Annotated in this window: 18 protein-coding genes and 1 tRNA gene; 8 read left to right on the forward strand and 11 right to left on the reverse strand. The window is 54.3% G+C overall.

What is annotated here, in order from left to right; all coding sequences use genetic code 11:
- Window position 1: 1 nt before the first annotated feature.
- Genes AC2FH0_RS17330 through AC2FH0_RS17345 form a run of 4 tightly spaced genes read right to left on the reverse strand, consistent with a single transcriptional unit; the run spans window position 2 to window position 7,184 of the window.
- A complete protein-coding gene (locus AC2FH0_RS17330) occupies window positions 2–3,076 on the reverse strand; it encodes a type I restriction endonuclease subunit R (protein WP_496789947.1) in 3,075 nt (1,024 codons plus the stop codon).
- A gap of 3 nt (window positions 3,077–3,079) precedes the next feature.
- Window positions 3,080–3,694: a hypothetical protein gene (locus AC2FH0_RS17335; RefSeq protein WP_496789948.1), complete on the reverse strand. Its 615-nt coding sequence runs from the start codon at window positions 3,692–3,694 to the stop codon at window positions 3,080–3,082.
- On the reverse strand, window positions 3,691–5,016 hold the full coding sequence (locus tag AC2FH0_RS17340) for a restriction endonuclease subunit S (protein ID WP_496789950.1): 1,326 nt from the start codon (window positions 5,014–5,016) through the stop codon (window positions 3,691–3,693). The genes AC2FH0_RS17335 and AC2FH0_RS17340 overlap by 4 nt, the downstream gene beginning before the upstream one ends.
- Complete coding sequence (locus tag AC2FH0_RS17345; RefSeq protein ID WP_496789951.1) at window positions 5,013–7,184, reverse strand: type I restriction-modification system subunit M; 2,172 nt, start codon at window positions 7,182–7,184, stop codon at window positions 5,013–5,015. The genes AC2FH0_RS17340 and AC2FH0_RS17345 overlap by 4 nt, the downstream gene beginning before the upstream one ends.
- Window positions 7,185–7,465: 281 nt before the next feature.
- On the opposite strand from AC2FH0_RS17345, the gene AC2FH0_RS17350 reads away from it, so the two are divergent.
- The 4 genes from AC2FH0_RS17350 to AC2FH0_RS17365 all read left to right on the forward strand — a co-directional run bounded on the left by AC2FH0_RS17350 (window position 7,466) and on the right by AC2FH0_RS17365 (window position 12,031).
- Window positions 7,466–8,632 (forward strand): tyrosine-type recombinase/integrase, encoded by a 1,167-nt coding sequence (locus tag AC2FH0_RS17350; protein ID WP_496789952.1) that lies wholly within the window; start codon window positions 7,466–7,468, stop codon window positions 8,630–8,632.
- A gap of 208 nt (window positions 8,633–8,840) precedes the next feature.
- Window positions 8,841–9,434, forward strand: a complete 594-nt coding sequence (locus tag AC2FH0_RS17355; RefSeq protein ID WP_496789954.1) for a hypothetical protein — start codon at window positions 8,841–8,843, stop codon at window positions 9,432–9,434.
- A gap of 103 nt (window positions 9,435–9,537) precedes the next feature.
- Window positions 9,538–9,759, forward strand: a complete 222-nt coding sequence (locus AC2FH0_RS17360) for a helix-turn-helix transcriptional regulator (RefSeq protein ID WP_496789955.1) — start codon at window positions 9,538–9,540, stop codon at window positions 9,757–9,759.
- Window positions 9,749–12,031 carry a virulence-associated E family protein gene (locus AC2FH0_RS17365; RefSeq protein ID WP_496789956.1) on the forward strand — a complete coding sequence of 761 codons (2,283 nt, stop codon included), beginning with the start codon at window positions 9,749–9,751 and terminating at the stop codon, window positions 12,029–12,031. The genes AC2FH0_RS17360 and AC2FH0_RS17365 overlap by 11 nt, the downstream gene beginning before the upstream one ends.
- A gap of 265 nt (window positions 12,032–12,296) precedes the next feature.
- On the opposite strand, the gene AC2FH0_RS17370 is transcribed toward AC2FH0_RS17365, so the two are convergent.
- Both AC2FH0_RS17370 and AC2FH0_RS17375 read right to left on the reverse strand, forming a co-directional pair.
- Entirely contained in the window at window positions 12,297–13,022 is a 726-nt protein-coding gene (locus tag AC2FH0_RS17370; protein WP_496789958.1) for a hypothetical protein, read from the reverse strand.
- A gap of 329 nt (window positions 13,023–13,351) precedes the next feature.
- Window positions 13,352–13,427: transfer RNA gene (locus tag AC2FH0_RS17375), tRNA-Thr, on the reverse strand.
- Between the two features lie 302 nt (window positions 13,428–13,729).
- On the opposite strand from AC2FH0_RS17375, the gene AC2FH0_RS17380 reads away from it, so the two are divergent.
- From AC2FH0_RS17380 to arsJ, 3 genes are read left to right on the forward strand one after another with little or no spacing between them, the layout of a single operon-like run.
- Window positions 13,730–14,563: an arsenate reductase/protein-tyrosine-phosphatase family protein gene (locus AC2FH0_RS17380; RefSeq protein ID WP_496789959.1), complete on the forward strand. Its 834-nt coding sequence runs from the start codon at window positions 13,730–13,732 to the stop codon at window positions 14,561–14,563.
- Window positions 14,560–15,558, forward strand: a complete 999-nt coding sequence (locus AC2FH0_RS17385) for an ArsJ-associated glyceraldehyde-3-phosphate dehydrogenase (protein ID WP_496789960.1) — start codon at window positions 14,560–14,562, stop codon at window positions 15,556–15,558. Before AC2FH0_RS17380 ends, AC2FH0_RS17385 begins: the two co-directional genes overlap by 4 nt.
- Entirely contained in the window at window positions 15,555–16,814 is a 1,260-nt protein-coding gene (gene arsJ / locus AC2FH0_RS17390) for an organoarsenical effux MFS transporter ArsJ (RefSeq protein WP_496789962.1), read from the forward strand. The genes AC2FH0_RS17385 and arsJ overlap by 4 nt, the downstream gene beginning before the upstream one ends.
- A gap of 411 nt (window positions 16,815–17,225) precedes the next feature.
- Here the strand turns inward: arsJ and AC2FH0_RS17395 are convergent, their stop codons facing one another.
- From AC2FH0_RS17395 to AC2FH0_RS17415, 5 genes are all read right to left on the reverse strand, one after another.
- Window positions 17,226–19,625, reverse strand: a complete 2,400-nt coding sequence (locus tag AC2FH0_RS17395; RefSeq protein ID WP_496789963.1) for a trimethylamine N-oxide demethylase — start codon at window positions 19,623–19,625, stop codon at window positions 17,226–17,228.
- Window positions 19,622–19,993: a cupin domain-containing protein gene (locus AC2FH0_RS17400; protein WP_142640214.1), complete on the reverse strand. Its 372-nt coding sequence runs from the start codon at window positions 19,991–19,993 to the stop codon at window positions 19,622–19,624. Before AC2FH0_RS17400 ends, AC2FH0_RS17395 begins: the two co-directional genes overlap by 4 nt.
- A 1-nt stretch (window position 19,994) precedes the next feature.
- Window positions 19,995–21,977 carry an ABC transporter permease gene (locus AC2FH0_RS17405; RefSeq protein ID WP_271951749.1) on the reverse strand — a complete coding sequence of 661 codons (1,983 nt, stop codon included), beginning with the start codon at window positions 21,975–21,977 and terminating at the stop codon, window positions 19,995–19,997.
- Window positions 21,977–23,005 (reverse strand): quaternary amine ABC transporter ATP-binding protein, encoded by a 1,029-nt coding sequence (locus AC2FH0_RS17410; RefSeq protein WP_496703169.1) that lies wholly within the window; start codon window positions 23,003–23,005, stop codon window positions 21,977–21,979. The genes AC2FH0_RS17405 and AC2FH0_RS17410 overlap by 1 nt, the downstream gene beginning before the upstream one ends.
- Before the next feature lie 83 nt (window positions 23,006–23,088).
- Complete coding sequence (locus AC2FH0_RS17415) at window positions 23,089–24,042, reverse strand: ABC transporter substrate-binding protein (RefSeq protein ID WP_271951752.1); 954 nt, start codon at window positions 24,040–24,042, stop codon at window positions 23,089–23,091.
- A gap of 238 nt (window positions 24,043–24,280) precedes the next feature.
- Here AC2FH0_RS17415 and AC2FH0_RS17420 point away from each other — a divergent pair, with 238 nt between their 5' ends.
- On the forward strand, window positions 24,281–25,216 hold the full coding sequence (locus AC2FH0_RS17420; protein ID WP_142640206.1) for a LysR substrate-binding domain-containing protein: 936 nt from the start codon (window positions 24,281–24,283) through the stop codon (window positions 25,214–25,216).
- Window positions 25,217–25,468: the final 252 nt, after the last annotated feature.

The following is a 25,468-nucleotide window of genomic DNA, read 5'->3' on the forward strand; positions in this document are numbered from 1 at the left end:
CTCATTCACCTACACTTTCCGTCTCTCTGACACGTCGGAATATCTCCCTTGCAAGATGCTCATGCGCCGCAGAGCGGAATTCCTTGTCGGTCATCACACGAGAAAAGATGTCTTCGTTGCCCTCCATGCGGTCTATGAACAACTCATCCAACATGCGTTCCAAAAATGATGTGAAGTTGTCTAGGTTGTTCGCCCGAGCCGCCTCCACGATTTTGTCGTCTTCTTCAGCACTCGCACGAATCTGATCAAAGAAAAGTTGATCTGCACCGGTGAAATCAGTTCCAAACCGCTCGTTAAGCTTTTCCACAAGTGACGACAGGGTGACGCCTTCATCTGTGGCACGCCCGGTTCCGACATCTGTTGGTCCCTTGAGGGGATCGGCATCTCCATCAGACAGATCAATTGAGCCTTCCGTCATTTGCTGAATGCGAAAAAACCTCAGCGCCACCTCGTCATCAAGTACGAAGGCTTGGCCATCGCCCGCAGGTGGAAGCTTTGCCAAAAGGTTGCGTACAAACGCATATAGCTTTTCAAGCTCGCTATCTTGATATGGAATAATCTGAGAAAGGAACGCATACAAATTGCGGTACGCGGTCAAGAGGCCTCGAAATTCGTCTTTTTCACCCTCTTCAGCTTCAATGAATCGCTCGACAACGCGATCCAAAACGGCATTCATCAAACGGTGTTCTCGCCCGCTGTGCTCTCTCTTGCTTCTGTACCAGATCTCAGCAAACTCATTCACATCATCAGGGGCAAAAATAGCTGGTTCCAGCAGCTTGTGTTGCAGCTCATTCAGCCGATGAGGGTCGGCATTTTCACCAATCGGTGTTTTTTCATAATACGGCTTGAATGCCTTGTAGATATCATCTTCTTCGTTAGCGAAATCGAGCACGAAGGTTCGAGATTTTCCCGGTGCAATCCTATTGAGCCGCGAAAGGGTCTGCACTGCTTGAACACCCGCAAGCCGTTTTACGACGTACATCGTTTGCAACAGCGGTTGATCAAACCCGGTCTGATATTTCTCAGCGACCAGCAAAACCCGATAATCATCTCGTTCAAATGCCTCGGGCAGTTCGCTTTCAGATAGCCCGTCGTTCATGGATACTTCGGTGTATGACGATCCGGGGTCTTCTGGATCTTCTACCGTACCAGAGAATGCAACCAGCGAGCGGATGCCGCTGTATCCATGTGCTTTGATGTACTGATCGAAAGCGAGCTTGTACTTTACAGCGGCAAGCCTTGATCCGGTGACGACCATGGCTTTGGCGCGTCCACCCAGTTCGTGCATGACGTACAACCGAAAGTGCTCAACAATCACGGAAACGACTTGTTCTATGTTTACCGGATGCAGCTCCAGATACCTTGTTAACTCCTTTGCAGCTTTCTTGCGGGGAACTTCCGGGTCATCTTCGATTTGCTTTATCAAGCCGAAGAAACGCTTATAGGTCGTGTAGTTCTGAAGCACGTCCATGATGAAACCCTCTTCGATGGCTTGCCTCATAGTGTACTCGTGGAACGGTGCAGTTCCCGACGGACCCGGCTCGTCAAACAATGTCTTTGTTTTGAACTTTGGTGTCGCAGTGAATGCAAAGAAGCTGAGGTTTGGCTGGCGCGCTCGTTTCAAGGAGTCCCTCAGTATGACGGCCTTAGCGTCATCTGAAAGCTCGTCATCCTCTTCCGCGGATAACTGGGCAGCAATGGCGGACTCGATCCCGTCCTTATTCAGCATACCTTTGAGCTCGGTCGCCGTTTCCCCGCTCTGGGAGGAGTGTGCTTCATCGACAATCACGGCAAAGCGCTTACCGGCTGTGTCAATTTTCACGCCCGCCCCTTTGCCCTCAAGTGTAGAGAGGGCCTGAGAAATGAAGGGGAATTTCTGAATCGTGGTAATAACGATAGGCGTACCATGCGATAATGCACGGGCAAGTTGCTGTGTGTTCTCGTCGATTTTCTCGACAACACCAGTTTTATGCTCGAACTGGTAAATCGTGTTCTGCAACTGCTGGTCAAGAACACGCCGGTCGGTGACGACTACAACCGAATGAAACACCTTCTCATCATTTGCGTCGTGCAGATTCGCCAGACGGTGCGCCAGCCACGCGATAGAGTTTGATTTACCAGATCCAGCCGAGTGCTGGATAAGATAGTTCCGCCCAGAACCGTTTTCATGCGCATGCCCGACAAGTTTCCGAACGGCATCCAACTGATGGTAGCGGGGGAAAATCATCGTTTCCTTGCGGATCGTCCGAACACCTTTGTCAGTTTTGACCTGCTTTTCCTTCACTTCCAGATGCATGAAGCGTTGCAGAATATCGAGGAGACTATCAGCCTGTAAGACTTCGTCCCAAAGGTAATGGGTTTTCCAGTCTCCTTCGACCGGTGGGTTACCCGACCCGTTCTCGTTCCCACGGTTGAACGGTAAAAAGAACGTCTCTTTCCCCTTCAACCGGGTGGTCATCCACACCTCATCCGGGTCTACGGCGAAATGCACCAAAGCGCGCTTCTTGAACGCAAACAGAAGATCGCGCTCATCCCGGTCTTCCTGGTACTGCTTGATCGCATCTGCCGCACGTTGACCGGTGAGCTGGTTTTTAAGCTCTGCCGTAACCACTGGCAGGCCGTTAACGGCAAGCACCACATCCGGCTTGCGTCGCCAATTGGTGCCGTCAGCTTTCTTAACTACAGAGGTGTATTCAACCTGCCGAATGATCGTCAGCCGGTTCTTGGCATAGAGCGCGGCGGCCTCGGGATTCATGCTGGAGTTCGGGCGAAAATAGGCGAGCCGGAAGGTCTTGCCGTAGCATTTGAAGCCGTGGCGCAGAACGTGCAGCGTGCCTTTAAGGTCCAGTTCCTTGCCCAGCGCATCCAGCACCGTCGCTTCGACTTTGTCCCCAAGCAGCGATTGCAGAGCTTCCCAACGGCTGGGCTGGCTGTCTTTTAGAAATCCGATCAGGTCATCGGGAAACAGGGCGCGGGTTTCGTCATAAGTCGACTTGTCCCGTTTCTCATACCCGCCAGCCCCGACAAGCCCCGTTTCAATCGCATCTTCATAATCGCGTTCGGTATGCCCAGACATAACTCAAATCTCCTGCACAGACGTATTGTGCAAATCGGCCAAGGCCTGACCGTTCACTTCATCAAAATGATAGTACCGAATAGACGGATCAGCCATAAGTTGTCTGTTGCCGTCAATATACGGATCTGGGTTGGTGTTTTCGGCAAACACAAACTTTCGCAAACGAATACGACGCTGTTCATGTGTGTATTGCTCAATCGTACGTTTCAAAGCATGAACCCAGCTCGCGCCTGCCTTCAGTTGTGGCACGATCTTTTCAGCTGTCAGGCTCTTGGATTTGAACTCAATGCAATCGGCGTGGAAGGCGCGACCGTTCACGTAGAAAATCACGAAGTCACATCGCTTGGACCAAGGCTTTGCCGTATCGTCCAGAAAGTGGAACAGCGGTGGCTTGTTCTTTTTCTTGGAGGCCTCAAAGTCATCGTGGTCGAGTTTGAAGGCCATGCCTGCACCGGGCAACAGCAATTCAATCTCACGTAGCTGAGGCTTCATTTCCTCTGGACGAAAATACTTCTCGGTTAGTACCACTTTGCCATCAGAGCCATCATGCATGACGTATTCACTGTTCACATAGGCCTTGAGGTGCTCGAAGTAGGTCCCGGCTGCAAGTGTCGTCATTGCAGTCCCTCAATCTTGCCAGTGACTGCAGAGGTTATGAGGCCGGCGCGGTATTCCTGCAGCCGAACTAAAGACTGTTCAATGGGGCGCACCAGATCATTCGAGATGCGTCTGGCGTCAGCACAAAACATAGAGATTTCTTGCTGCTCTCTAAGCGGCGGGCAAACTGCGTGAAGCCCATCGATTTGTTCGAAGCCGAGTCCTTGTTTTGTTCCTCCATAGCCGTTCGCAACAAACTGAGTTTGCGAAACATCAGTGGTAAGGTAATTTGCAAGGTAGTCCGGGTCAGCTTTCCTTCGATCAACCCGCATTAATGCCAAGTGCTGATTTATGTATGCACCTACTAGAGGCGCCCTGACAACAGCAACTGCGCCCAATTCAGCGGTGATTGTTATGAGAATATCGCCTAGCTCAACGGCGGTCCGTGTACCCTCTTTAGCGTCGCCAATGTCAACTCTTCTTAAATCTGTTGCATCTATTTCAATCCCATCGCTCGTGACATTGGTCATCCTTAAAAAGATGTCTCCCTCGTCTGAGTAGTACGCGGCCCAACCACGCGAACCACTCGTAATATACTCCCTCAGTCGTTTCAGCGGCAAAACATCCCAATGCGCCGGGATGTCGCCGAGCCAGTGGATATTGGAGGGCTTCATTGGGGCCTCGGGGCTCAAACCCTTGGTGACCGCGCGGGTGATGAGGGCTTGACGCATTTCCGTCAAACGCTCCAGCAACGTACGCTTCTTCTTGATCAGCCCATCAATCCGGGCCGTCTTTTCATCCAGGAACCGCGATATCCGCTGTTGGGTTTCTAGCGGTGGTATGGATGCTATCGCATTCTTCATTGGGTATTGGCCCAAGCCGTAACGAGTGACGCCATTTGCACCCAACTTAAACTGATCGTTCAACGGTTCAGACCGGCACAACCAAGCAAGATATTTGCCATCCAATTCCTGGACTGCGTCCAATACCGACAAGTGATATCCGCAAAGAACGTTAGGCATGTCCTCGGTAACATAGGCGGGCACACCAATGTCGTCCCAGCTCTCGCTGTCTTTGGTTATGATCACTTGACCTTGCTTCAGCTGGAAGCGTGCAATCTCAGCATCCGTTGCGGACCCTTTCATAAAGTCGAGGTCGGACGTTATGCGGTCGTTGTAATAGACGTCGGTATAGTTGCAGAGGCGGACAGGTTCCTCGTCTTCAGATACTGTTTTGTCGACGTTGCTGTTTCGAACGTCAGCGTAGAACTTCAGGCGCTCCAGCTTCCAATCGGCTGGTAGGTCACCATATGCCGCTTCTATGTTTGAGAGCACATCCGTCACTGCATCAGCCCCTCAAGCAACCCGGCAATCTCCTTCTCTAACTCGGAGATATCGCTTTCTATCTCCTCCAGCGGACGTGGTGGCTGGTAGACATAGAAATGCCGGTTAAAGGGGATCTCATATCCCAGCTTGGTTTTTTCAAAATCGACCCAAGCATCGGGGACATGCACCAAAACCTCGGCTGAAAAATACTCCCCGATATAAGGCATGTATTGCGCCACCAGATCGTCGTTTGGCTTGTTTGGGCCAAAGCGCATCGGCAAGGGCAGCTCGGCCCAATCAGGTAGCGGGATATTCTCGGTATCGCGCAAGTCAGGGTCAGGCTCTGGGTTGCCCTTGTTGTCGCGGCAAATCGCGGCGTCCTGATCCCGTTCACCCAATGCTACAAAGATGGCTTTTTTAATCGGGGCCGCAATCTTGATTTCCGCCGTTTTTGCTGCTGCCATCACATCAGCCTCAAATTCCGTACGATCCATGTACCGCCCGTTGCCCGTCAGCGTGGACAAGGCCGCGCGGATGGCTTCTTGCAGCTTGCGGCCCTCCTCTATCTCTTTCGCCGCGGCAGCCTCATCTTTACGCTTCTTGGAGGTGGCCAGATTGGCAAAAGCGGTTTGGTCCGCCAGCTTTGCCATCCGTTCGGCGGACGCTTCAAAATTCATCCGCAGCGGGCGTTCAACGGTGATCTTGAGAAAGCCGAAGTCCTGATTCTTGAAGATGCGCGAGACTACCCGTTGTTCAGGTTTGCCATTGAGCATCACCTCGGCCGTTTCGCCGTTCCGGTAGTTGCCATAGATGCGGGTAAGGTCGCGGATTTGTTTCTCGGTGATTTCGTTACGCTTGTTGTTGAGGCTCTTCTTCATCTTCTGAAAGAAGCGCGTGCCGTCGATCAACTGCACCTGCCCGCGCCGCTCGGGCGCTTTGCGGTTGGTGACAAGCCATACGTAGGTGAAAATGCCGGTGTTGTAGAAGAGCTGATCCGGCAGAGCGACGATGGCATCAAGCCAGTCGTTTTCGATTATCCACCGCCGGATGTTTGATGGACCAGACCCGGCATCTCCGGAAAAGAGCGGGGAACCGTTGAACACAACCGCGATCTTAGACCCTTCACCGCCATCCTCGGGCGAAGGATTCATTTTGGAAATCATGTGCTGAAGGAACAGGAGCGAACCGTCGTTGATTGCCGGTAGTCCAGCGCCGAAGCGGCCAGAGAACCCATGCAAACGGTGCTCTGCCTCTACAACGGCCCTCTGATCCTTCCACTCGACCCCAAAGGGTGGGTTGGCGAGCATGTAGTGGAACTGCTCCCCTTCAAACCCGTCACCTGTTTTACCGTCTCCCAGCGTATCGCCCAGTACGATGTTGCTGGTTTCCTCATCCTTGATGAGCATATCCGAACAACAGATGGCCCAGGATTCATCATTATACTCCTGCCCATACAAGGCCAGCTCGGCGCGCTCGTTTTGACCCATGATGAAGTTTTCCGACTCTGACAACATACCGCCGGTGCCGCAGGCGGGGTCAAAGATTTTTCGGAAAATCCCGGGTGTGTAGACATCCTGTTCGCCAGTATAAACAAGGTTGGCCATTAGACGTATAACTTCGCGGGGCGTGAAATGATCGCCTGCTTCCTCATTCGCTTGTTCGTTGAAACGCATCACCAGATGTTCGAACAGATACCCCATTTGAAGGTTGTCGATCTGGTCGGGATGAAGGTCCACGCCCGCCATCGCCCTTACGATGGTGTACAGGCGGTTACTGGCATCTAGCTTCTCGATCTGATCATTGAATTTAAAGCGCTCGAAGATACTGCGTGCTGTGGGTGAAAACCCGTTAATGTAGGAAACAAGGTTTGGCGCAATGTTTTCAGGGTCCGCCAGCAACCTAGCAAAAGTGAACGGGCTGGTATTGTACAACGCGTGTTTTCTGGTTGGGTCTGCGGCGCGCCCAAGAAGCCGATCCATAGCGCTTTCGGGCATGTTCTGGGCGGTGAGTCTGTCGTATTCTGCCAGAACAGCGCCCTTCGTTTGTTCCAGCACGCAATCCAGCCGCCGTAAAACTACAATCGGCAGCATAACTAAACGGTACTGAGGGGGGCGGTACGGGCCGCGCAGTCTGTTTGCAATTTCCCAAATATGGCTTTTTAGCTGCTCGTGAGCTTGAATATTCATAGTGTTCTTTCGGGGTTGCTCTTTTTTGCCACATTGTATCCGCTCAGTTTGAATGAGGGAATCCCATTAGTTGCTTAGACAACGTTTAAGTTTCGTACTGAGCCTTATCTGACTTCCTCATTGGTCAAAGTCGATCAGTTGGAGAGACCGTTTACTACGCTGAGATTGCACATAGTTTCATTGTGAGGGAATATGCCGCTCCGGCTATCATAACTTGATGAAAAGTCGAGCTTTTTCTCTGGATATGCCTATAGTGATTTGTGGCCAGAAGGAGGGTCACAATGCCAAATCTACGTCTTACGCGCCGCGCGGTCGATGAAATTTCGTATCCCACGAGCGGTCAAGTTTTCTACCGCGACACACTGCTCTCGGGTTTCGGCTTGCGGGTCGGTGCCAATTCCAAGGTGTTCTTTGCCGAAGGACAGGTGAACCGACGCACACGCCGAGTCACGATAGGCCGCGCGGATGTGTTCGCACCCGAGATCGCGCGCAAGAAAGCGTTGGTCATTCTGGGCGAGATGGCCGAAGGGCGTGATCCTAATGCCGAGAAACGCAAGGAAAAACAGGAACGTGTCACGGTGGAAATGGCAATGGAACGGTTCTTTGAGACACGCAACACCTTGTCACCCAGCACAGTCGAACACTACCGACGGACAGTACAGTTGTATCTGAAAGCGTGGCGCAAACTGGAGATGAAGGAAATTACCCGTCAGATGGTGCTTAAAAAACATCAGGATATCGGCAAGAAGCATGGGAAAACCACCGCCAACAACGTCATGCGGCACTTTCGCTCGCTCTTCAATTTCACGTCTGCAACGCAGGACGAATATCCACCTAATCCGGTGCAAATCCTGACACAGGCGCGGGCATGGTTTAAGGATCATCGCCGTCAGACTGTCGTAACTTCGGCCGATTTGCCCGCTTGGTGGAAAGCCGTTATGGCCGAACCGGACTACTCGCGGGACTTCCTGCTAACGACCCTGTTCACAGGAATGCGCCGCAGCGAGGTGTTGAAGTTGCGCTGGGAGAACGTGGACCTGTCTGCCAAGACGCTTCACCTGCCGACGACCAAGAACGGCGACCCGTTGACCCTACCTTTGTCGGAGTTTCTGGTGGACCTGTTGGCCCAACGGCGTGAATTGAACAAAGGCTCCCCGTGGGTGTTCCCCGGGCCGGGTAAGACCGGTCATCTTGTCGAAACCAAGAAGTTCCTCCAGCGTGTCACCGCAGGGTCTGGCGTCAGCTTCACCCTGCACGACCTGCGACGCACATTCATCACCATCGCTGAAAGCCTCGACGTGCCCTACTATGCGCTTAAGCGCTTGCTCAATCACCGGACCAATGGAGATGTGACCGGTGGATATATCGTGGTGAACGCCGAGCGTCTGCGGGAGCCAGTCGAACTGGTGGCCAAACGCATCCTGGAACTGAAAGAGCCACGCGACTGACCTCGGGTGACCCCGCCCCATCGACGGCCCTCAGTGCAACAGGCGGGTTCGGCGATCCCGCTCCGACGGAATCCGCGAGCGTCCCTGAACATAGAAAAGACGAAATTCATGTGTTTAACGGGCGATCATCTGGTTGCGCCTTCGCGCGGGCGCGCGGGAGATTTCAAGAACTTTTTCAACAGTTCATAGATTGGGTGAAAGTAATACGATGTCCGACGAAAGTACCGAACAAACCGAAGACAAATACGAAGATTATGCAGTTGGCACTTTGTTTGGGCGTACTTATCTGGAAAAACTGCTTCTATCCATTATCGAGGCCCACCCATTTGGTCAGGATACCCCAGAAACCCGTCTAAGCATTGCCGTCCGCGCATTGACCGGGGAAAACTCTAAGTTGGCAACCGTGAAGCAGGACGCCGATTTGCCCGCATTACGGCACATGGCCAGCGAACATCATCGCGACAAAGGAAGAAGATTCCTGCATTACATGAAGCATCGCAAAGACGATACGCCGCCAGCACTTCCCAAAGTCCGCCCAGACCTAGCACTCGCCAAAGAGGCGACCGACAAATTCTTTGATCCTTCCAATGAGCAAGTCAGAAAATCGATTTATGACCGTCTGCGCGGGAAATTCAGTGGGGATTATTATCGAAAGCAGGACAAAGGCCACGGGGTCAATTTCCGAGAGTACTTCGTATACATGGCCGTCGAGCATGATGATGTCGCAGAAACATTAGAGGCTCAGAGCCTTGATATTATTCGCAAAGAGCTTCGCGGAAACGGCGTAAAAACCACGCACTAGTCGAATCCCCAATGTTGCGAAATAATTGGCTTTTCTTTCGCAACTTAGGCCACCATATCGCTGGCAGTGTCCTCGTCATCAACAAATGACAAAGGAGGACACCATGTCCGCGCAATCAGAATTCTTAACCACAAAAGAGCTGCCGGCGATCACCGGTTTCAGCGCAAGTTACTTCGAGAAGGGTCGCCATCTTGGTTACGGTCCGCGCTTTCTCCGCTCCAAGTCCGGTAGCCGCACGGGCAAGATTTTGTATCGCCGCGCAGATGTTGAAAGCTGGCTGGCTGATTTGACATGCGAACCGCAGGGAGGTGCAAATGCCCATTAAGCGACTTCCCGACCCCAAAAAAGCCATCGAGAATCTTCTGTGGCTTTGCTCTGGCGCACCTCTCCATCTGGAACAGATGAGCAGCCAAGGAAATGCCAACCCAAAGCACAAGCTTTACCCTGCTAATGAGGCAGCAGCGGCTGTTCGTTTTGTCGGAGGCAACAACAACGATACCTACCAGCGGAACATCTATTTCGTGCCCAATGCCGAATTCCTCGAAGGAAAGCGGAACAAGACCAATCTGAGCGCTGTCCGCTTCCTGCATGTCGATCTCGACAGCAAAGACTATCCCGGAAACGAACGGCAGCAAGAAGAGCGCATCATTGACTTGCTGTTTGAGGAAGACACGCGCCCCAAGGGCGTGCCACATCCGACAGCTATTTGGTTCACCGGAGGTGGTTTCCAAGCAGTGTGGCGGCTCAAAGAGCCAATCAGTGTAGAAGAGGCAGAAGAACTGAACCATGCGCTCCTGTCTGCTATGCAAGGTGGTCTAGGCACGCATGATGCAAGCCGCCTGTTGCGTGTGCCGTGGACGATGAATTGGCTCAACGATAAGAAACGCGCCGATGGGCGCGAACCCAAACTGGCACATCCACTGTATCCAGGAAACCTGAACTCACCGCCGGTTTCGTATTCAGTGGATGATTTCAAGATGCGCCGGGCGACACCTGAGGCGAACTTGCCAACCAAAGGTTCGACAACCGCGCTTGAGTTCGAAGCAATACCGTTGCCCGAAGACCTGACCACAATCATCCCTCTCGATGAGAAATGGGTAAAAGTGATCATGTTTGGCGAGAACCCACCAGACAAGACCTATGGATCTCGCTCGGAATTGGTTTTCGCCTCGACGCTTTGGATGCTCGGGAAAGGTATGGACCCCGGTCATGTGCTGTCCATAATCACAGACCCTGAAATCGGCATTAGCGCCCATGTGCTCGAGAACCCCAGCCCGCTGAAATACGGGCGTCGGCAGATCGAACGCGCCTACGCACTGCTGGAAATGCAACAAGGCGGCTGGCCCATTGTGGACGATGACGGAAAGCCGATTCCACGCCTTCCCGAAAACATCCGCTATGCCTTCTCTCTGTTGGGCATTTACGCACAGCGCAACTTGTTCACCCAAACGAACGAGGTGTCTGGATATCGACTTGATGAGCGCGATCTGAACGAGATTGGTGACATCTTGTGGAGCGTGTTCAGCCGCGAGCTTCGGTTCAGCGCTAGCCCCGATGTAATCAAACGCGAGCTGACTGCCGTTGCACACGAGAACACCTACCACCCGGTGATCGACTATCTCGACAGCCTGACATGGGATGGTGTTCCACGTATCGACCGATGGTTGGCCACATATTGCGGTGCCGACGATACTGAGTTGATCGGAGAGTTTGGTAGTAAGTTTCTTGTCGCCGCCGTGCGTCGTATTAAACAACCGGGCGTCAAATTCGACACGATGCTCGTTTTGGAAGGTGCGCAGGGCGCAGGAAAATCGCGGCTGGCAGCAAAGCTGGCAGTCAGAGATGAATGGTTCTGTGGTAGCCTTGATCTGAAAAGCGACGACAAATCCAAAGCGGAACTGTTGTCCCGTGCTTGGATCGTCGAATGTCAGGAACTGGACGGCCTAAACAAAACGGCCAGCCAGAGCCTTAAGAAGTTCCTTAGCACCGCCATCGATCTATTCCGTCCTGCCTATGGCCGCACCGTACTGACCTACAAACGGCACTGCGTCATCCTCGGGACGACCAATGAAGGCACCTATCTGAGCGACTTGACCGGCAATCGCAGAGTGTGGCCGGTAGCTGTTGGTGAAATCGACCTGAAAGGCCTGTCTGCCGATCTGGATCAGCTCTGGGCGGAGGCAGTCGAACGGGAATGCAACGGTGGGTCTATCGTTTTGTCCAAACATCTGCACGACGAGGCAAAGCGCATGCAGGGCTTCCGTATGATCGAAGATAATTTCGCTGAAGTCCTGACCGACAACTTTGCCGAACGCACCGGAAAAGTCTCCATGGACAGCGTCAAGTTGCTGCTGAATTTGGATGCACTCCGCATGTCTGCTGTAAATTCCCGCCGCATCAAGGCTGCCATGATGGATCTTGGCTGGGAGTATCGAACTTACCGCCTGCACGATCTTGCTGGTGGCGACAAGCGGCCCAGAAAGGGGTTTGCTCGGGGCAGCGATGTGGAACGGGAACAGGAGATATTCGCCGTTCAGAGACAGGGAATCGGAGTTGTGCTCGATACCAGGAGCACACCGGTAGAGACACCGTTTTAATGCCAATGGCGCGGGTGGCGTTACTTGTTACCCGTGCCCAAACCGCCAACCTTTTGGCCATTGCTACCCGGTAATATTCCACCCCCTTGTTTTGTTTGTAGTTTTTCGACCTAAGTTACAGTTACAAGTTACATCTGTGCCAAACAGGCGTTGGCACTTTAGCGCTGCGCTGGGCCTTTGTTGGGCGAATGTTAGGTGTATGAGCACCTTGCAAAACACAGGGCCTAGGCGGACGTCTGCGGACGTGTGGCAGTGCCTTTTGGGCTTAGCCTTGCACATCCAAGCTCAGCGTGCGCCAGTTACCGCGCTCCGGGAAATACTCTGTCGTTCCTGTGAATGTGCCGCGTATCATCGCGCCGAAACCATTTTGGGCATCGAAATGGCCGACAACCTGATAAATGCAGTTTCCGATGTTCCGCGTGCCAGCATCGAAACGGCCCGGAAACTCCGCCGTCGATGGCGCACGCAATGACCGACGTACATCTTCTTGGATCATGACATAGGCCAGCGCGGTCTTTTCGTCGGAGCATTCGGCAAGGCGTTCTGCTTGGGCTTGCGTGGTGCGCCTTGCGGCTTCCACTGCATGGGCTTCCGGGTCCAACTCGCTCAGTTCGGCAAACCACCTATCCGCATCCACATCGTGCAATTCATCCAGATACGCGGCAGGGTCGCTTTCGCGAAGCTCGGCCCAACGGACCTCACGTTGCTCATCGAACATGACCGCTCCTTGCAAAGAGAAGTACCCGGCGACGATCAAAAACAGCAAGGCTTTGCCGCGATGGCGGAAATGCGGAACACCTTTGCCAGTGATCAGAGTAAAGGCGAACACGCAGAATAGCAGCATTGCCACCAAGATTTGGGTGGTCACGTTGCTCTGCTGGAGCAGATACAGGGCAAAACCAAAGGCGATAAGTTCCAAAATCAATACCTGGGAACGCACAAATGCACCAACGATGGTTGTTCCCTGTTTCTTCAAATCAACGTTGCTCATAACGGCTCCTCTACTAACGAAATCGGCTACCAGAGTTACCTCTGGCAGCCGGGGAGTTAGTAAGCCGCCGCAAGACGACCGCGCTGGCCTTTAGGCCGGAGCCCTGGACATACGCCAGTGCCTCCCCGACCATAGGGTTCGAGGAGGTGTCATTACGGTCGACACCGACCGCTTGCGGTGAGGTTACTACGCCCCGAGATCGGCTCTGTTTGCCAATCCTGAGCGCAGCCTAGCCCGGATGCCTGAAAATCGAAAGCGCAATCGTCACCTTGCGGACTTGCCGAAGGCGTTGATTCCAGTGCTTAATTTGATGGTGATGTTGGAAAGAGTGGTGCCCCATGACGGACTCGAACCGCCGACCTTGTCCTTACGAAGGACCTGCTCTACCAGCTGAGCTAATGGGGCTTCCTGGACCCTACTATGGCCCTACTAATTACTGTGCGCCTTCTCTAACTCACTGGTCCTAAACGTCAATCGCGGATCGACCCGCTACTTACGAAGGACCTGCTCTACCAGCTGAGCTATTGAGGCAAGCGAGGCTCGTTTAAACCCTCGTGCGGGTGCTTGCAAGCGGTGAAACCCCGGGTTTCATGACCTCAGAAGCACCTGTTTCCGCATTTTGTTATCACCGTTCATTGAGGGTCCGGCGCGCACTGGAAATAGGAACCGGGTTGACTGCAGTTATATATTTCTATATTTCACGAAATATGGAAATTATAGCAACAGAACAACTGGCGACTTTGGGTCACCCGCAACGGCTTTCAGTGTTTCGCATGTTGATGCGACGCTTTCCTGACGCTGTCCCGGCCGGAGAGCTTGCCTTGGGGCTGGGGATCAAGCCCAACACATTATCGAACTATCTGAACGCGTTGCGACAGGCGAGGCTGGTCCGGCAGAATCGGTCTGGTACCTCTTTGCTCTACTCGATCGAGATGCAGAATGTGCAGCAGATGCTGGATTACCTACTGAACGATTGCTGCCGCGGACGCCCCGAAATCTGTATCCCGTCAGGCTGGGAAAGCGACAGATCAGCGGACCGAAAATATAACGTTCTTTTCCTGTGCGTTGGCAATTCCGCCCGTTCGATATTTGCTGAATCTATCCTTCGCGCGCTGGCGGGCGAGCGTTTCAACGCATATTCTGCTGGAACGCAGCCTTCATCCGGGCTCAACCCTATAGCGGTGCAGGTCCTTAAGGACAAAGGGCATGATGTATCCACCCTGCGCTCGAAACATATGTCAGAATTTGCCGCCCCCGACGCGCCCGAGATGGATTTCGTCTTTACCGTCTGCAATCAGGCCGCGAACAAAGATTGCCCGGCCTGGGATGGGCAGCCGATCAGCGGACATTGGGGGGTGGTCGACCCGGTCAAGGCAACCGGCACGAAGGCTGAAAAAAGCCTGGCCTTCCAGAACGCCTATGGTTCGCTCAGGCGCAGGATCGAGGCCTTTACCTCGCTGCCGGTCGAAAGCCTCGACCGGATCGCGTTGCAATCTGCTGTCGACGATATTGCCAGAACATCTGACGAGGACATGACATGACAACCTACGCCGTGAATGGCCTTGGCCGGATGGGCAAGCTGGCCCTGAAACCACTATTGGAGAAAGGCGCAAAGATTGCCTGGATCAATGACGGGATCGGTGATCCAGAAATGCACGCGCATTTGCTGGAATTCGACACGGTTCATGGCCGCTGGGAAGCAGATTTTGACTATGACAAAGACAGCGTCACCATAGAGGGTATGCGCTTGCCGTTTGTCGGTACCCGCGACCTGAACGCGCTGCGACTGGACGGGGTCGACGTGGTGATTGACTGCACCGGCGCCTTCAAAACCGAGACCAAGCTGGCGCCATATTTTGATGCAGGCGTCAGGAAGGTTGTCGTCTCGGCACCGGTCAAGGATGGCCCGACCGCCAATATCGTGATGGGCGTGAACGAAGGCACATATGATCCGAGCGCGCATCACATCGTGACGGCTGCGTCCTGCACCACCAACTGCCTGGCGCCGGTGGTCAAGGTGATCCACGAAAATCTGGGCATTCGGCACGGGTCGATGACCACGATCCATGATGTGACGAATACGCAGACCATCGTGGACCGACCCGCCAAAGACCTGCGCCGCGCGCGCTCGGCCCTGAATTCGCTGATCCCAACCACCACCGGCTCGGCCACGGCAATCACCTTGATCTACCCCGAGCTGACAGGCCGGTTGAACGGCCACGCGGTCCGGGTGCCGCTGCTGAATGCCTCGCTGACCGATTGCGTGTTCGAAGTGGAGCGGGAAACAACCGTCGAAGAGGTCAACGCGTTTTTCAAAGAAGCCGCCGATGGAGATTTGAAGGGTATTCTGGGTTATGAGACCCGCCCTCTGGTCTCGACAGACTATACCAATGACCCGCGCTCCTCGATCATCGATGCCCCGTCGACCATGGTGGTGAATGGCACACAGGTGAAGATCTACGCCTGGTATGACAATGAGATGGGATACGCGCACCGTCTGGTCGACGTCGCCCTGATGGTCGGAGCAGCCCTGTGACCCAGAAGCCCGAAGGGTTGTCCGCCTATATCGCGGTCACGGCGGCCTATTGGGCATTCATGCTGACCGACGGCGCCCTCCGTATGCTGGTGCTGCTGCATTTTCATACGATGGGCTTCTCTCCGGTCCAGCTGGCTTATCTGTTTGTACTGTATGAAATCGCCGGCATCGGCACCAATCTGGCGGCGGGCTGGCTAGCGGCTCGGTTTGGGTTGACCTCGACACTTTATGCGGGGCTTGGCCTGCAGGTGGGGGCGCTGCTGTTGCTGACTCAACTAGACCCTAATTGGGCAATTCCTGCCAAAGTGGCCTTTGTCATGATCGTTCAGGGTGCCAGCGGCGTGGCCAAGGATCTGGCCAAGATGTCATCGAAATCCGCTGTGAAACTGCTGGCTCCGACCGAGGATGGTGGCCTGTTTCGTTGGGTGGCCCTTCTGACGGGGTCCAAGAATGCCGTAAAGGGGTTGGGCTTTTTGCTGGGCGCAGGTCTGTTGGCAACGTTTGGCTTTAACTGGGCTGTCCTGGCCATGGCCAGCGTTCTGGGCGTCATCTTGATTTCGGTGATTTTGTTCATGCCGCCGGGCCTGCCCAAAGGGCGTAAAGGCGCAAAATTCTCTGAGGTTTTTTCGAAATCCCCCAATATCAACTGGCTGTGCCTGTCCCGCATGTTTCTGTTTGGCGCGCGCGATGTGTGGTTTGTGGTCGGGATTCCGATATATTTCTATGCGGTATTGTCCGACGGGTCCGAAACCGGGAACCGAGCGGCCTTTTTCATGATCGGGACATTCATGGCGGCCTGGATCATCCTATACGGCGCAGTTCAGGCCAGCGCCCCAAAGATCCTGCGCGCCTCTGACCGGTCCGAGCCCCAATTAATCCGCGCCGCACGCGATTGGGCCGTAACCCTGTTCTGCGTGCCTGCCGCCCTGACCGTCGCTGTGGCTTTGTCCTCGGGGCCCGCCACTTGGCTGACCATTACGCTGGTGATCGGCTTGCTGATCTTTGGAGTGATCTTTGCCGTGAACTCCTCGCTGCACTCCTATCTGATCCTGTCCTTTTCTCAGGCCGAGCGGGTCACGATGGATGTCGGTTTCTATTACATGGCCAACGCGGCCGGCCGATTGCTGGGCACAGTGCTGTCTGGCCTCACTTACCAGATCGGTGGTTTGGCAATGGTTCTGGGAACAGCCGCAACAATGGTCGCTCTGTCCGCGATGGCCTCGGACAGGATGCAGGACCGTTTGGCGGTGGGTTAGCATTCTCACCAAGCTTGCTCGCGAATGCGGCATGGACGTCATTATATTTGCGGATGAATTCTGTGACGGGACAAGTGGAATTAGCCCCTACATGTTACGCTATCCGGTAGAAACGCTTTGTTGGCGATGCCGCAGGGCATTTCAGCGGATCCAATTTGTTGTTTCAAAATCTCAGTGGCACACTCGGGAAGCGCGCAATGCCACGCGTTCGAAAGCTCACTGAAGCAAAAGACTATTTTGATTGGTACCCAAGCAATAAGGTTTGCAGTGGTTCGTGGCCGACCGCTCAGTCTTAACAATCCGATATCACTGCCCAGAGGCATTTGACCTGGAAAGCCACCACTCGAGTTGCATGAGGTCCGAGCATCAGCATTCCTTGGTCGGGTAGAAGTTAATGTCACACCACCGTGGCTATTCTGCAGCGTTCGGAACCGTCGCTTCTGCGTACATTCCCTTCACACGTTCCTTTGTTGGATCGAAATGCGGGAATGGCACGATCTTGGCTTTCAACCGCTTTTGTTGGCCGTCCAGCTGCCCGATTTCGATGTCCGCTCCAACGATGGCATGGGTAACCGAAATCCGACCCAAAGCGATGACCTTGCCGAGGATGGGTGATTTCATCGCGCTGGTAATCTCTCCGACCTGCGCTTTCCCAACGCGCACGCAGTCACCGGGTGAGGGGACCGTACCCCCTTCGATCTCAAATCCAACCAGTTTGCGGTGTGGGTGGACCTTGCGCTCCTCTATCGCCGCCCGCCCGATGAAGTCGTCGGTCTTTGATTTCAGCGGCACAGTAAAGCCGATGCCGGCCTCGAACGGATCGGTCTGATCGTCGAATTCTGACCCGGCAAAGATCAGACCGCCCTCGATCCGCAACATGTCCAATGCGGCCAGGCCCAGAGGCGCAATGCCATACCCTTGCCCCACCTCCCAGACACGATCAAAGATTTCGACGGCATCCTTGGGATGGCAGAAGATTTCATACCCAAGCTCTCCGGAATAGCCGGTCCGAGAAATTACAACAGAAGTCCCCTGCACATCACCAACCCGCGCGACCGAAAGCCGGAACCACGGCAGTTCGTCGATCGTTGGTTGCTGAGGCGGTGTCCAGAATATCTTGGAAAGTATGTCGCGGCTATGCCGCCCCTGAACTGCAATGTTGTGCAACTGGTCCGTAGAGTTGCGCACCCAGACATTCATATTGCGTTTGAGCGCCTGTTCCTGCAGCCACAACCCGCTGGTGTCATTCCCACCGATCCAGCGGAAGTTCGTCTCACCCAACCGGTAGACGGTGCCATCGTCGATCATACCGCCGTGCTCGTAGCACATGGCCGTATAAACGACCTGACCAACGCTCAGCTTTTTCATGTTGCGGGTCACGCAAAGCTGCATCAGTTCTTCGGCGTCAGGTCCCACGACTTCGTATTTGCGCAGCGGGCTGAGGTCCATGACAGCAACCTTGTCCCTGCAAGTCCAATATTCGGCAATCGCGCCATGATTGGTCATCGTGTTGGGCAGCCAATAGCCATTGTATTCGACGAAATCACGGGTGTGCCGTGCAAAGCAGTCGTGAAATGCTGTTTTCTTAGTTTCTTCCACATCCGCCTCCGCAGATTTTCTATAGCCATAGGACCGCTTGAAATCCTCGGTCGCCTTATAGGTTCGCACTTGAATGTCTGTTGGATTCCAGCCATTTGCCGGGTCGATATCGCAGGGACAGCCGGTGCTGACGCAAACCAGATCGGTCAGGGCGCGCAGCAGGACGAAGTCACCGGGTCGCGACCACGGATCGTCCATCCCAATGGCGTTGGTGTCATCCAGCATCGTGTTGAAAAAGAAGTTGATCGCTGGCCAGCCACCGCGCGGCTTGATGCCATATTGGTCCAGATCCTTGTTGATATTGTCCGAACAATTCACATGGCCGGGATAGCCAAGGTCTTCATAATATCGCGCCGTACAGGCCAGACCGAACGTGTCATGGCGCCCACAGGTATCTTGAACGATTTCGATCAGAGGCTCTTGATCTACTGACCAGTACTTTGAGAAAATCCCGGGTTGAGGATACAAGCTGCCCATCAGGCTGCGTGTTGTTGTCGGGTCGATTTCACGCTCGATCCCCTGATCCAGTGCGCGGCGGCTGAATGCCTGAAAATCGGAACACTCTCGGCCACGAATATCGACGATCTGGATGAATTCACCGGCCTTCACTTCGTATGAGTGCGCATTTCCCGGCTGAATATTGAAATCCTTAAGCGGATCGGCCAGCGGATCGGGCGGCCCGACATCGGGCTTTTCCAATCCGGGCGCTGAGCGCTGGATGTACAAGATGATATCCGTAGGAGGGTTGTTGTCCTCGGGGCGCATAGCCTTGCCTGGTGCAGCGACAATCAAAAGACCATCGCTTTCCGCTACGAAATGCACCATGTCGCCAGGGCGTGACCCGTCAGCGAATGCCCGGATTGCGTCGCCTTTTCCGATGTCGAAGCCCGCGATTTCCAATGCACGCAGAACTTTTTTGCCAGATGCTGATCCATTTGCGAGGGTTGCGATCAAACCTTCGGGCCGTCCATGCCCCTGTGTGCCCAGCATGGCTGCATCGGAGCTTCGGTCAGGGGAAAAGAAGACCATCTCAGCCGGTTGCATCCCATCGCGATCCAGCAGCGTGATGGTATCGCCCTTGGACACCGGTACCGCGCGCGACCCCATTCCGGGGATCGGGTGGCGTTCCGTTCCATGCGGCAGGATCGGAAGGCCGGGGGCCAGAACTCCGCTGCGTTCGAACGGAACTTCGAAGGCCGGCTTCACATTCATAGTGTGTTTTCCTGAATGGCTTCGGTTGCACCGCGATGGGTGACCACCAAGAGGCATCCCGCCTCGGTTCGCGAATAGTGGCTGAACCCGGCAGCAAGGCTGACAAAATCGCCGCTGCGATATCGAAACCCGTCGTGGTCGGTCAGATCGCCCTCAAGCACAAAGAACTCTTCCGGCCCGTAATGGACATGAGGGTTCGAACGTGTGCCTGGCGCCATCTTCATCAGATAGCTGCCTTGTCCGGTTTCTTCATCGAAACTGATATTCTTCCACCAGACCTGCGCATCGGGCAGGCCGTCCATCCGCATCCGGACAAATCCGGGGTCATCGAAGCGGATAACGGTGCGTGCGCTCTGTTGTTGTGCCATCTTAGTCGAGCCCCAACCGCTTTTTGCGCTGATCAGCCCAACTGCTGATCGCCATGTCGAAGGTAAGCGCCATCAGCGAGACATTCATGCCGAGCACAAAGTTCTTGCCCAGTTCGGTACCTGCCAGAGTTCGTTGAAGTTCCTGCCCCAGATCCTGCGTTCCAATGAAGGCCGCGATAATGACCATGAAGAAGGCGAACATGATGGCTTGATTAAACCCGACCGCCATAGTTGGCAGCGCCAGAGGGAACTGTACCGACATAAGTTTTTGCCGGCGGGTCGAGCCGGACATATCTGCTGCCTCGGTCATTTCCGGCGGCACGTTGCTGAGGCCAATAATAGTGTACCGGATCAGCGGGACGGCGGCGAAGATCAGAATCGAGAACACAACCGCGACATCATTGACCCCGAACAACATGATCGCAGGGATCAAGTAAATGAAGCTGGGGAAGGTTTGCGCAGTGTCGCAAGCCAGCAAAATGCTCTTGGACCAACGCGCGGACCGCGCAGCGACAACGCCCAGGGGGATACCGATCATGGTTGCCAGCGCAACGGCCGAGATCACGGTATACAAAGTAATAACCGACCGATCCCACCAGCCCGAGAACGCGACAATCGTAAAGAAGACTGCTGCGTAGATGCCGGGCTTTCGGCCACCAACCCAATAAGCAAAGGAAACAACCAGAAGGATGAACGCGGGAGTTGGAATGGCGAGTAGCGTATTCCGGAATGGAATCAGAACCTTGACGTTCAGAAACCAGCGCAACCATTCGGTTGTCCCTTTGATCATGTCGATGGCCAGGAACGACTTGATAACCACGTCGATTTCCTTGCCCTGGCTTAGATGCTGCTTGCGGCCAATTTCGGCCAGGATCGGGAAGACCTGAGACAGCAGAGTGAACCCAACAAACAGACCCAGTGCGACCAGCGAAATCTGGTGGCGCTTCCACCATGGGGTGCCGCGTTCGAAGTGCACTGGCTGTTTGACGACCCAGGCCTTTGACATCCGATCCAACGTGACAGCCAGAAGAACGATGGTTACGCCAATCTCGAAAGAACGGCCCAGCTTGAAACTACCCATCATCGCCAGCAGTTTCGCGCCAAGACCGGGCATTCCGATAAAGGCGGTCAGAACAACCATCGCAAGACACAACATGATCACCTGATTGACGCCGACCAGAACCTCGGTCCGCGCGGCTGGAACGTAGACGTGGCGCAACATCTGCCATTTGGTACATCCAGACATCTGGCCTGCTTCGATCACTTCGGGGCTGACTTTTTTCAAGCCCAGAGTGGTCATCAGGATCATCGGCGGGATGGCAAAAGTAATTGTTGCGACGGCCCCAGCTGTCGGTCCGACCTTAAAAAAGATCACTGCTGGCAAGAGATACGTAAAGAAGGGCAGGGTTTGCAGCACGGACAGCATGGGTTTCAGCATCCGCTCGAACCAGCGGTATTTCCAGGCGGCGATGCCCAGTATCAAGCCCAAAAGAAACGCCAGCGGTGCGGCAACCACGATGACAGACATCGTCTGCATGGCGATCTTCCACTGCCCGATCGCGGCCGTCCAGATGAAGGTTCCCGCGCCTAATGCGGCCAGACGCCAACCACCTACGGCGTAGCCGACGACGGCTGCCACTGCGGCGATTGCGGACCATGGGATCGGGCCTAGATTGGGCCAACGGCGCTTGCCTTCCAGAAGGTTCGCTGACGTATCCAGCAGGAACTCAAGCGGACCTTCGGCGATAAATCGTGTGACATAGATCAGGCCAAGATCATTTTGGATAAAGTAGAAGACTGCATCCAGAACCTGCGCCGTCGGCGGAATCGCGGCTTCGGGGATGCGGTTTAGCCATTCGGGCAGAACTCCGACAGCTTTGGCAACGATCAGCACGAAGGCGGCGGCCAGCAGTGTAGTCAGGACTCTGGTTTTTCCCCACGTCCCGTCTGAAGTGTCCGGTACTTCGGTGGACAGCGCCGCCATCATTCAGCTCCAAGCAGAACATTCAATGCGGCGTCACGTTCCAGAACACCGGTGACAACGCCTTTGTCATCCGCCACCGGCAAAAGAATGCGGTTATCGTTGACAAGAACTCGCGCCAGTTCGTGAATGGTTGATCCACCATTGATTGGTGCGCCCTCCAAGGCATGACCGTTCACAGGTTTTGCCAAGCCTTTGGCATGTACGACCCGGGCCTTGTCGACATCTTCGGTAAACTTGGCCACGTACTCGGTGGCAGGGTTCATCACAATCTTGTCGGGGGTGTCACATTGTTCGACCGCGCCGTTGCGCATGATTGCAATCCGGTCTGCCAGACGTAGCGCTTCGTCAAAATCATGCGTGATGAAAACGATGGTTTTGCCCAGCATCTCTTGCAATCGCAGGAATTCATCCTGCATTTCGCGGCGGATCAGTGGATCAAGCGCCGAGAATGGCTCGTCCAGAAACCAGATATCGGGTTCAATGGCGAGCGACCGGGCGATTCCCACTCTTTGCTGTTGGCCGCCACTCAATTCCCGTGGGAAGTATTCTTCCCGACCTTCAAGGCCCACCAACTTGATGACTTCCAGCGCGCGTTCGCGCCGATCATGACGATCTTGTCCGCGCATTTCCAACGGAAAGGCCACGTTGTCCAAAACCGTGCGATGTGGCAGCAGTCCGAAAGACTGAAACACCATGCCCATCTTGTTTCGGCGCAATTCAATCAGATCGCGCTCGCTCAGGCTCATGATGTCCTGACCTTCAACCTCAATCGTTCCGCCTGTAATGTCGTGCAGGCGCGAGAAGCAACGTACCAGCGTCGACTTGCCTGACCCTGACAAACCCATGATGACCAGCATTTCGCCACGGCCAACCTCAATCGAGACATCCTTGACACCGGCGATATACCCATCTGCACGGATTTCATCAAAACCGCGGCCAGCGGGCATGGACTTCAGGTAGCTCTCTGGCGAGTGCCCAAACAGTTTCCATACATTTTTGGCTGAGATGACAGGCGCTGTGGCGGACATGGCTGCCTAACTTTCTTGTTGAGCGCGGCCTTGCATCGATCAGATGGTCAAGGCCGCGCCAGTTTCGGTGGATGTAGCCGGGATTATGAGCTGCAGGAACTGATCCAAGGATCGACGACAGCGCGGTTGGCGTCCAGCCATTCTTCGGCGGCTTCTTCCGGTTCAAGCTCATCAGTGTCGACCAGCTTCGCCATCTCGGCAATCTGCGGATTGGTGAAAGAAATCTCTGTCAGGGCGCAATACGCGGCCGGCCATTTGTCTTTCATACCATCCCAGGCTGCCTTTTTCAGGTAACCTTTGGCGGGGTTGCCGCAATCATACAACGCATTCGGGTTAGGACCCTTGGCTGGGTCTTTGTCGCATCCGTCTTCCCATGCTGGGAACTCAACGAACTCACCAGGCCAGACGGCTTCGGCAAAGTTTGGCGTCCAGTTAAAAACTAGCACCGGCGTTTTGTCGGCCTCAGCCGCGCCAATCTCGGCCCAAAGGGCTGCGGCTGAACCGGCATTGATCACGGTAAAGTTCAGATCAAGTGCTTCGGCGCGTTCTTTACCATGCTTCAACCAGTCAACTGGACCATCCAGATACCGACCCTTGTCGCCGGTTTCGGCTGTCGCGAACAGGTGTGCGCAGTCGTTCAATGCATTCCAATCTGGCAGGCCCGGGCAGGATTCCTTGGTCCACATGGGATACCACCAATCCTCACGTGTAACCGCGTCATGATCACCTGCGTCATGCAGGCCACCTTTTTCCAATGCCGCCCTGTAGGACGCGCCAAACGCGCCTTCCCAGACTTCCATCTCCAACGCCACATCGCCCAGGCGCACCGATTCATAGACCGCCTGGCTGTCGGTGGTGACGTATTCGACATTGTTGCCCATCTCTTCAAAGATCAGGCCGACAACGTTCGACATCACGATCTGGCTGGACCAATTGTGAATTGGGATCACGATCGGGTCGCTGCTGTCTTCTGCAGTCGCCCCTGTTCCCGCTACTGCTGCCAAAGTTGCAGCAGAAAGGAGGTTTGTAAGTTTCATGTTTGCTCCCTGAGTGATGTTCATTTTTAGGTTGTGGACTCTTCCGGCCCCGAATTTGTGCATTCTGCGCAGAATCGCCCCAGACGCAGAACAGAAATTTGAGGGTCTTTGACCATAAATTCTTGAGGCTAACACGACTTTTTGCTATCTTAACAATTAGTTGCCTGATCGATTGCCAGCAGATGAGGCCAAATGTTTTTCGATCGCTATAACGTCCAGTTCGGGAATCCGCTCTGAAATGCCAAAGAAAACTTCAGTCACAGGGAAAGTCCTTCCACCGCTCGACTATTTGTTGGCGTTTGAAGCTGCCGCAAAGGCGCAGAGCTTTGCGCAGGCCAGTAAGGTTCTGAACATCTCTGAAACGGCGATCAGCCGCAAAGTGCGGTTGCTAGAGCAACACTATGATGTGCCGTTGTTTGTGCGAGGGCACCGATCTGTTTCGCTTACCCAACAAGGGGCCATCCTGCTGGCAACCGTGGAGAAGTCGCTGGACCTGATGCGGGATGTCAGCCGGGATATGCTGGCCAAACATCAGGCCAACACGGTATCGATCTCCGCCACCAACTCTGTCGCTTCTCTTTGGCTGATGCCGCAACTTCGCAAGTTCAACAAATCAAATGGCCGCATCCGTATTTCGCTGGTCTCTTCTGACAGCGACGCAGAGTGCCTGTCGGATTCGATGGACTTGACGATCCTGCGTGGAGATGGCGATTGGCCGGGATACGAGGCACAGCTTTTGTTCGGAGAAACCGTATTTCCGGTCTGCAGCCCAGAGTATCTCAAGAGCAACCCCAAGGCGGCAGATATATCTGCGCTGCCGGAACTGGACCTTATTGAAGTGGCCAGTGGCCATGCAGAGTGGATGACATGGCGCACTTGGTTCAGTGGCAATGGGGTATCGACCTCCTCGATGGAACAGGCAGTGGAGTTCAATACCTATCCATTGTCAGTGCAAGCAGCTGTCGATGGACTGGGAATTGCATTGGGTTGGGCCCATCTTGTTGATCCTTTGCTTGAAAGCGGCACTTTGGTCAGACCGGTTCAGGGCGCATCAGTGCGAACACAGTCCGGATACTACCTGTTAAAAAGGCCTCTTCACAAAGCTTTCCCAGAGCAGCGCATCGTTGAAGATTGGTTGCTTGGTCTCAGCGCGGGTCGGAAAAGATACGCCTGATCGCTGTGGCCAGCCTCTGTTTCCTAATGATGAATCGAGTAGCACTTTCAGGGAGTGTTAAACTCGCATATTGACCCTAGGGAATAAATATTTACTTTAAAGAAAAATATATGCGAATCTGGTTCGGCTCCTTGCCGTTCTGGTTGGAACACTATTGGCCTATTTTATGCAGGGAGACCGAAACCCAATGAGCTATAAATCTGACATCGAAATTGCGCGTGAGGCGAAGAAGAAGCCGATTCAGGAGATTGG

This window comes from Ruegeria sp. CDSC051, assembly GCF_059610665.1.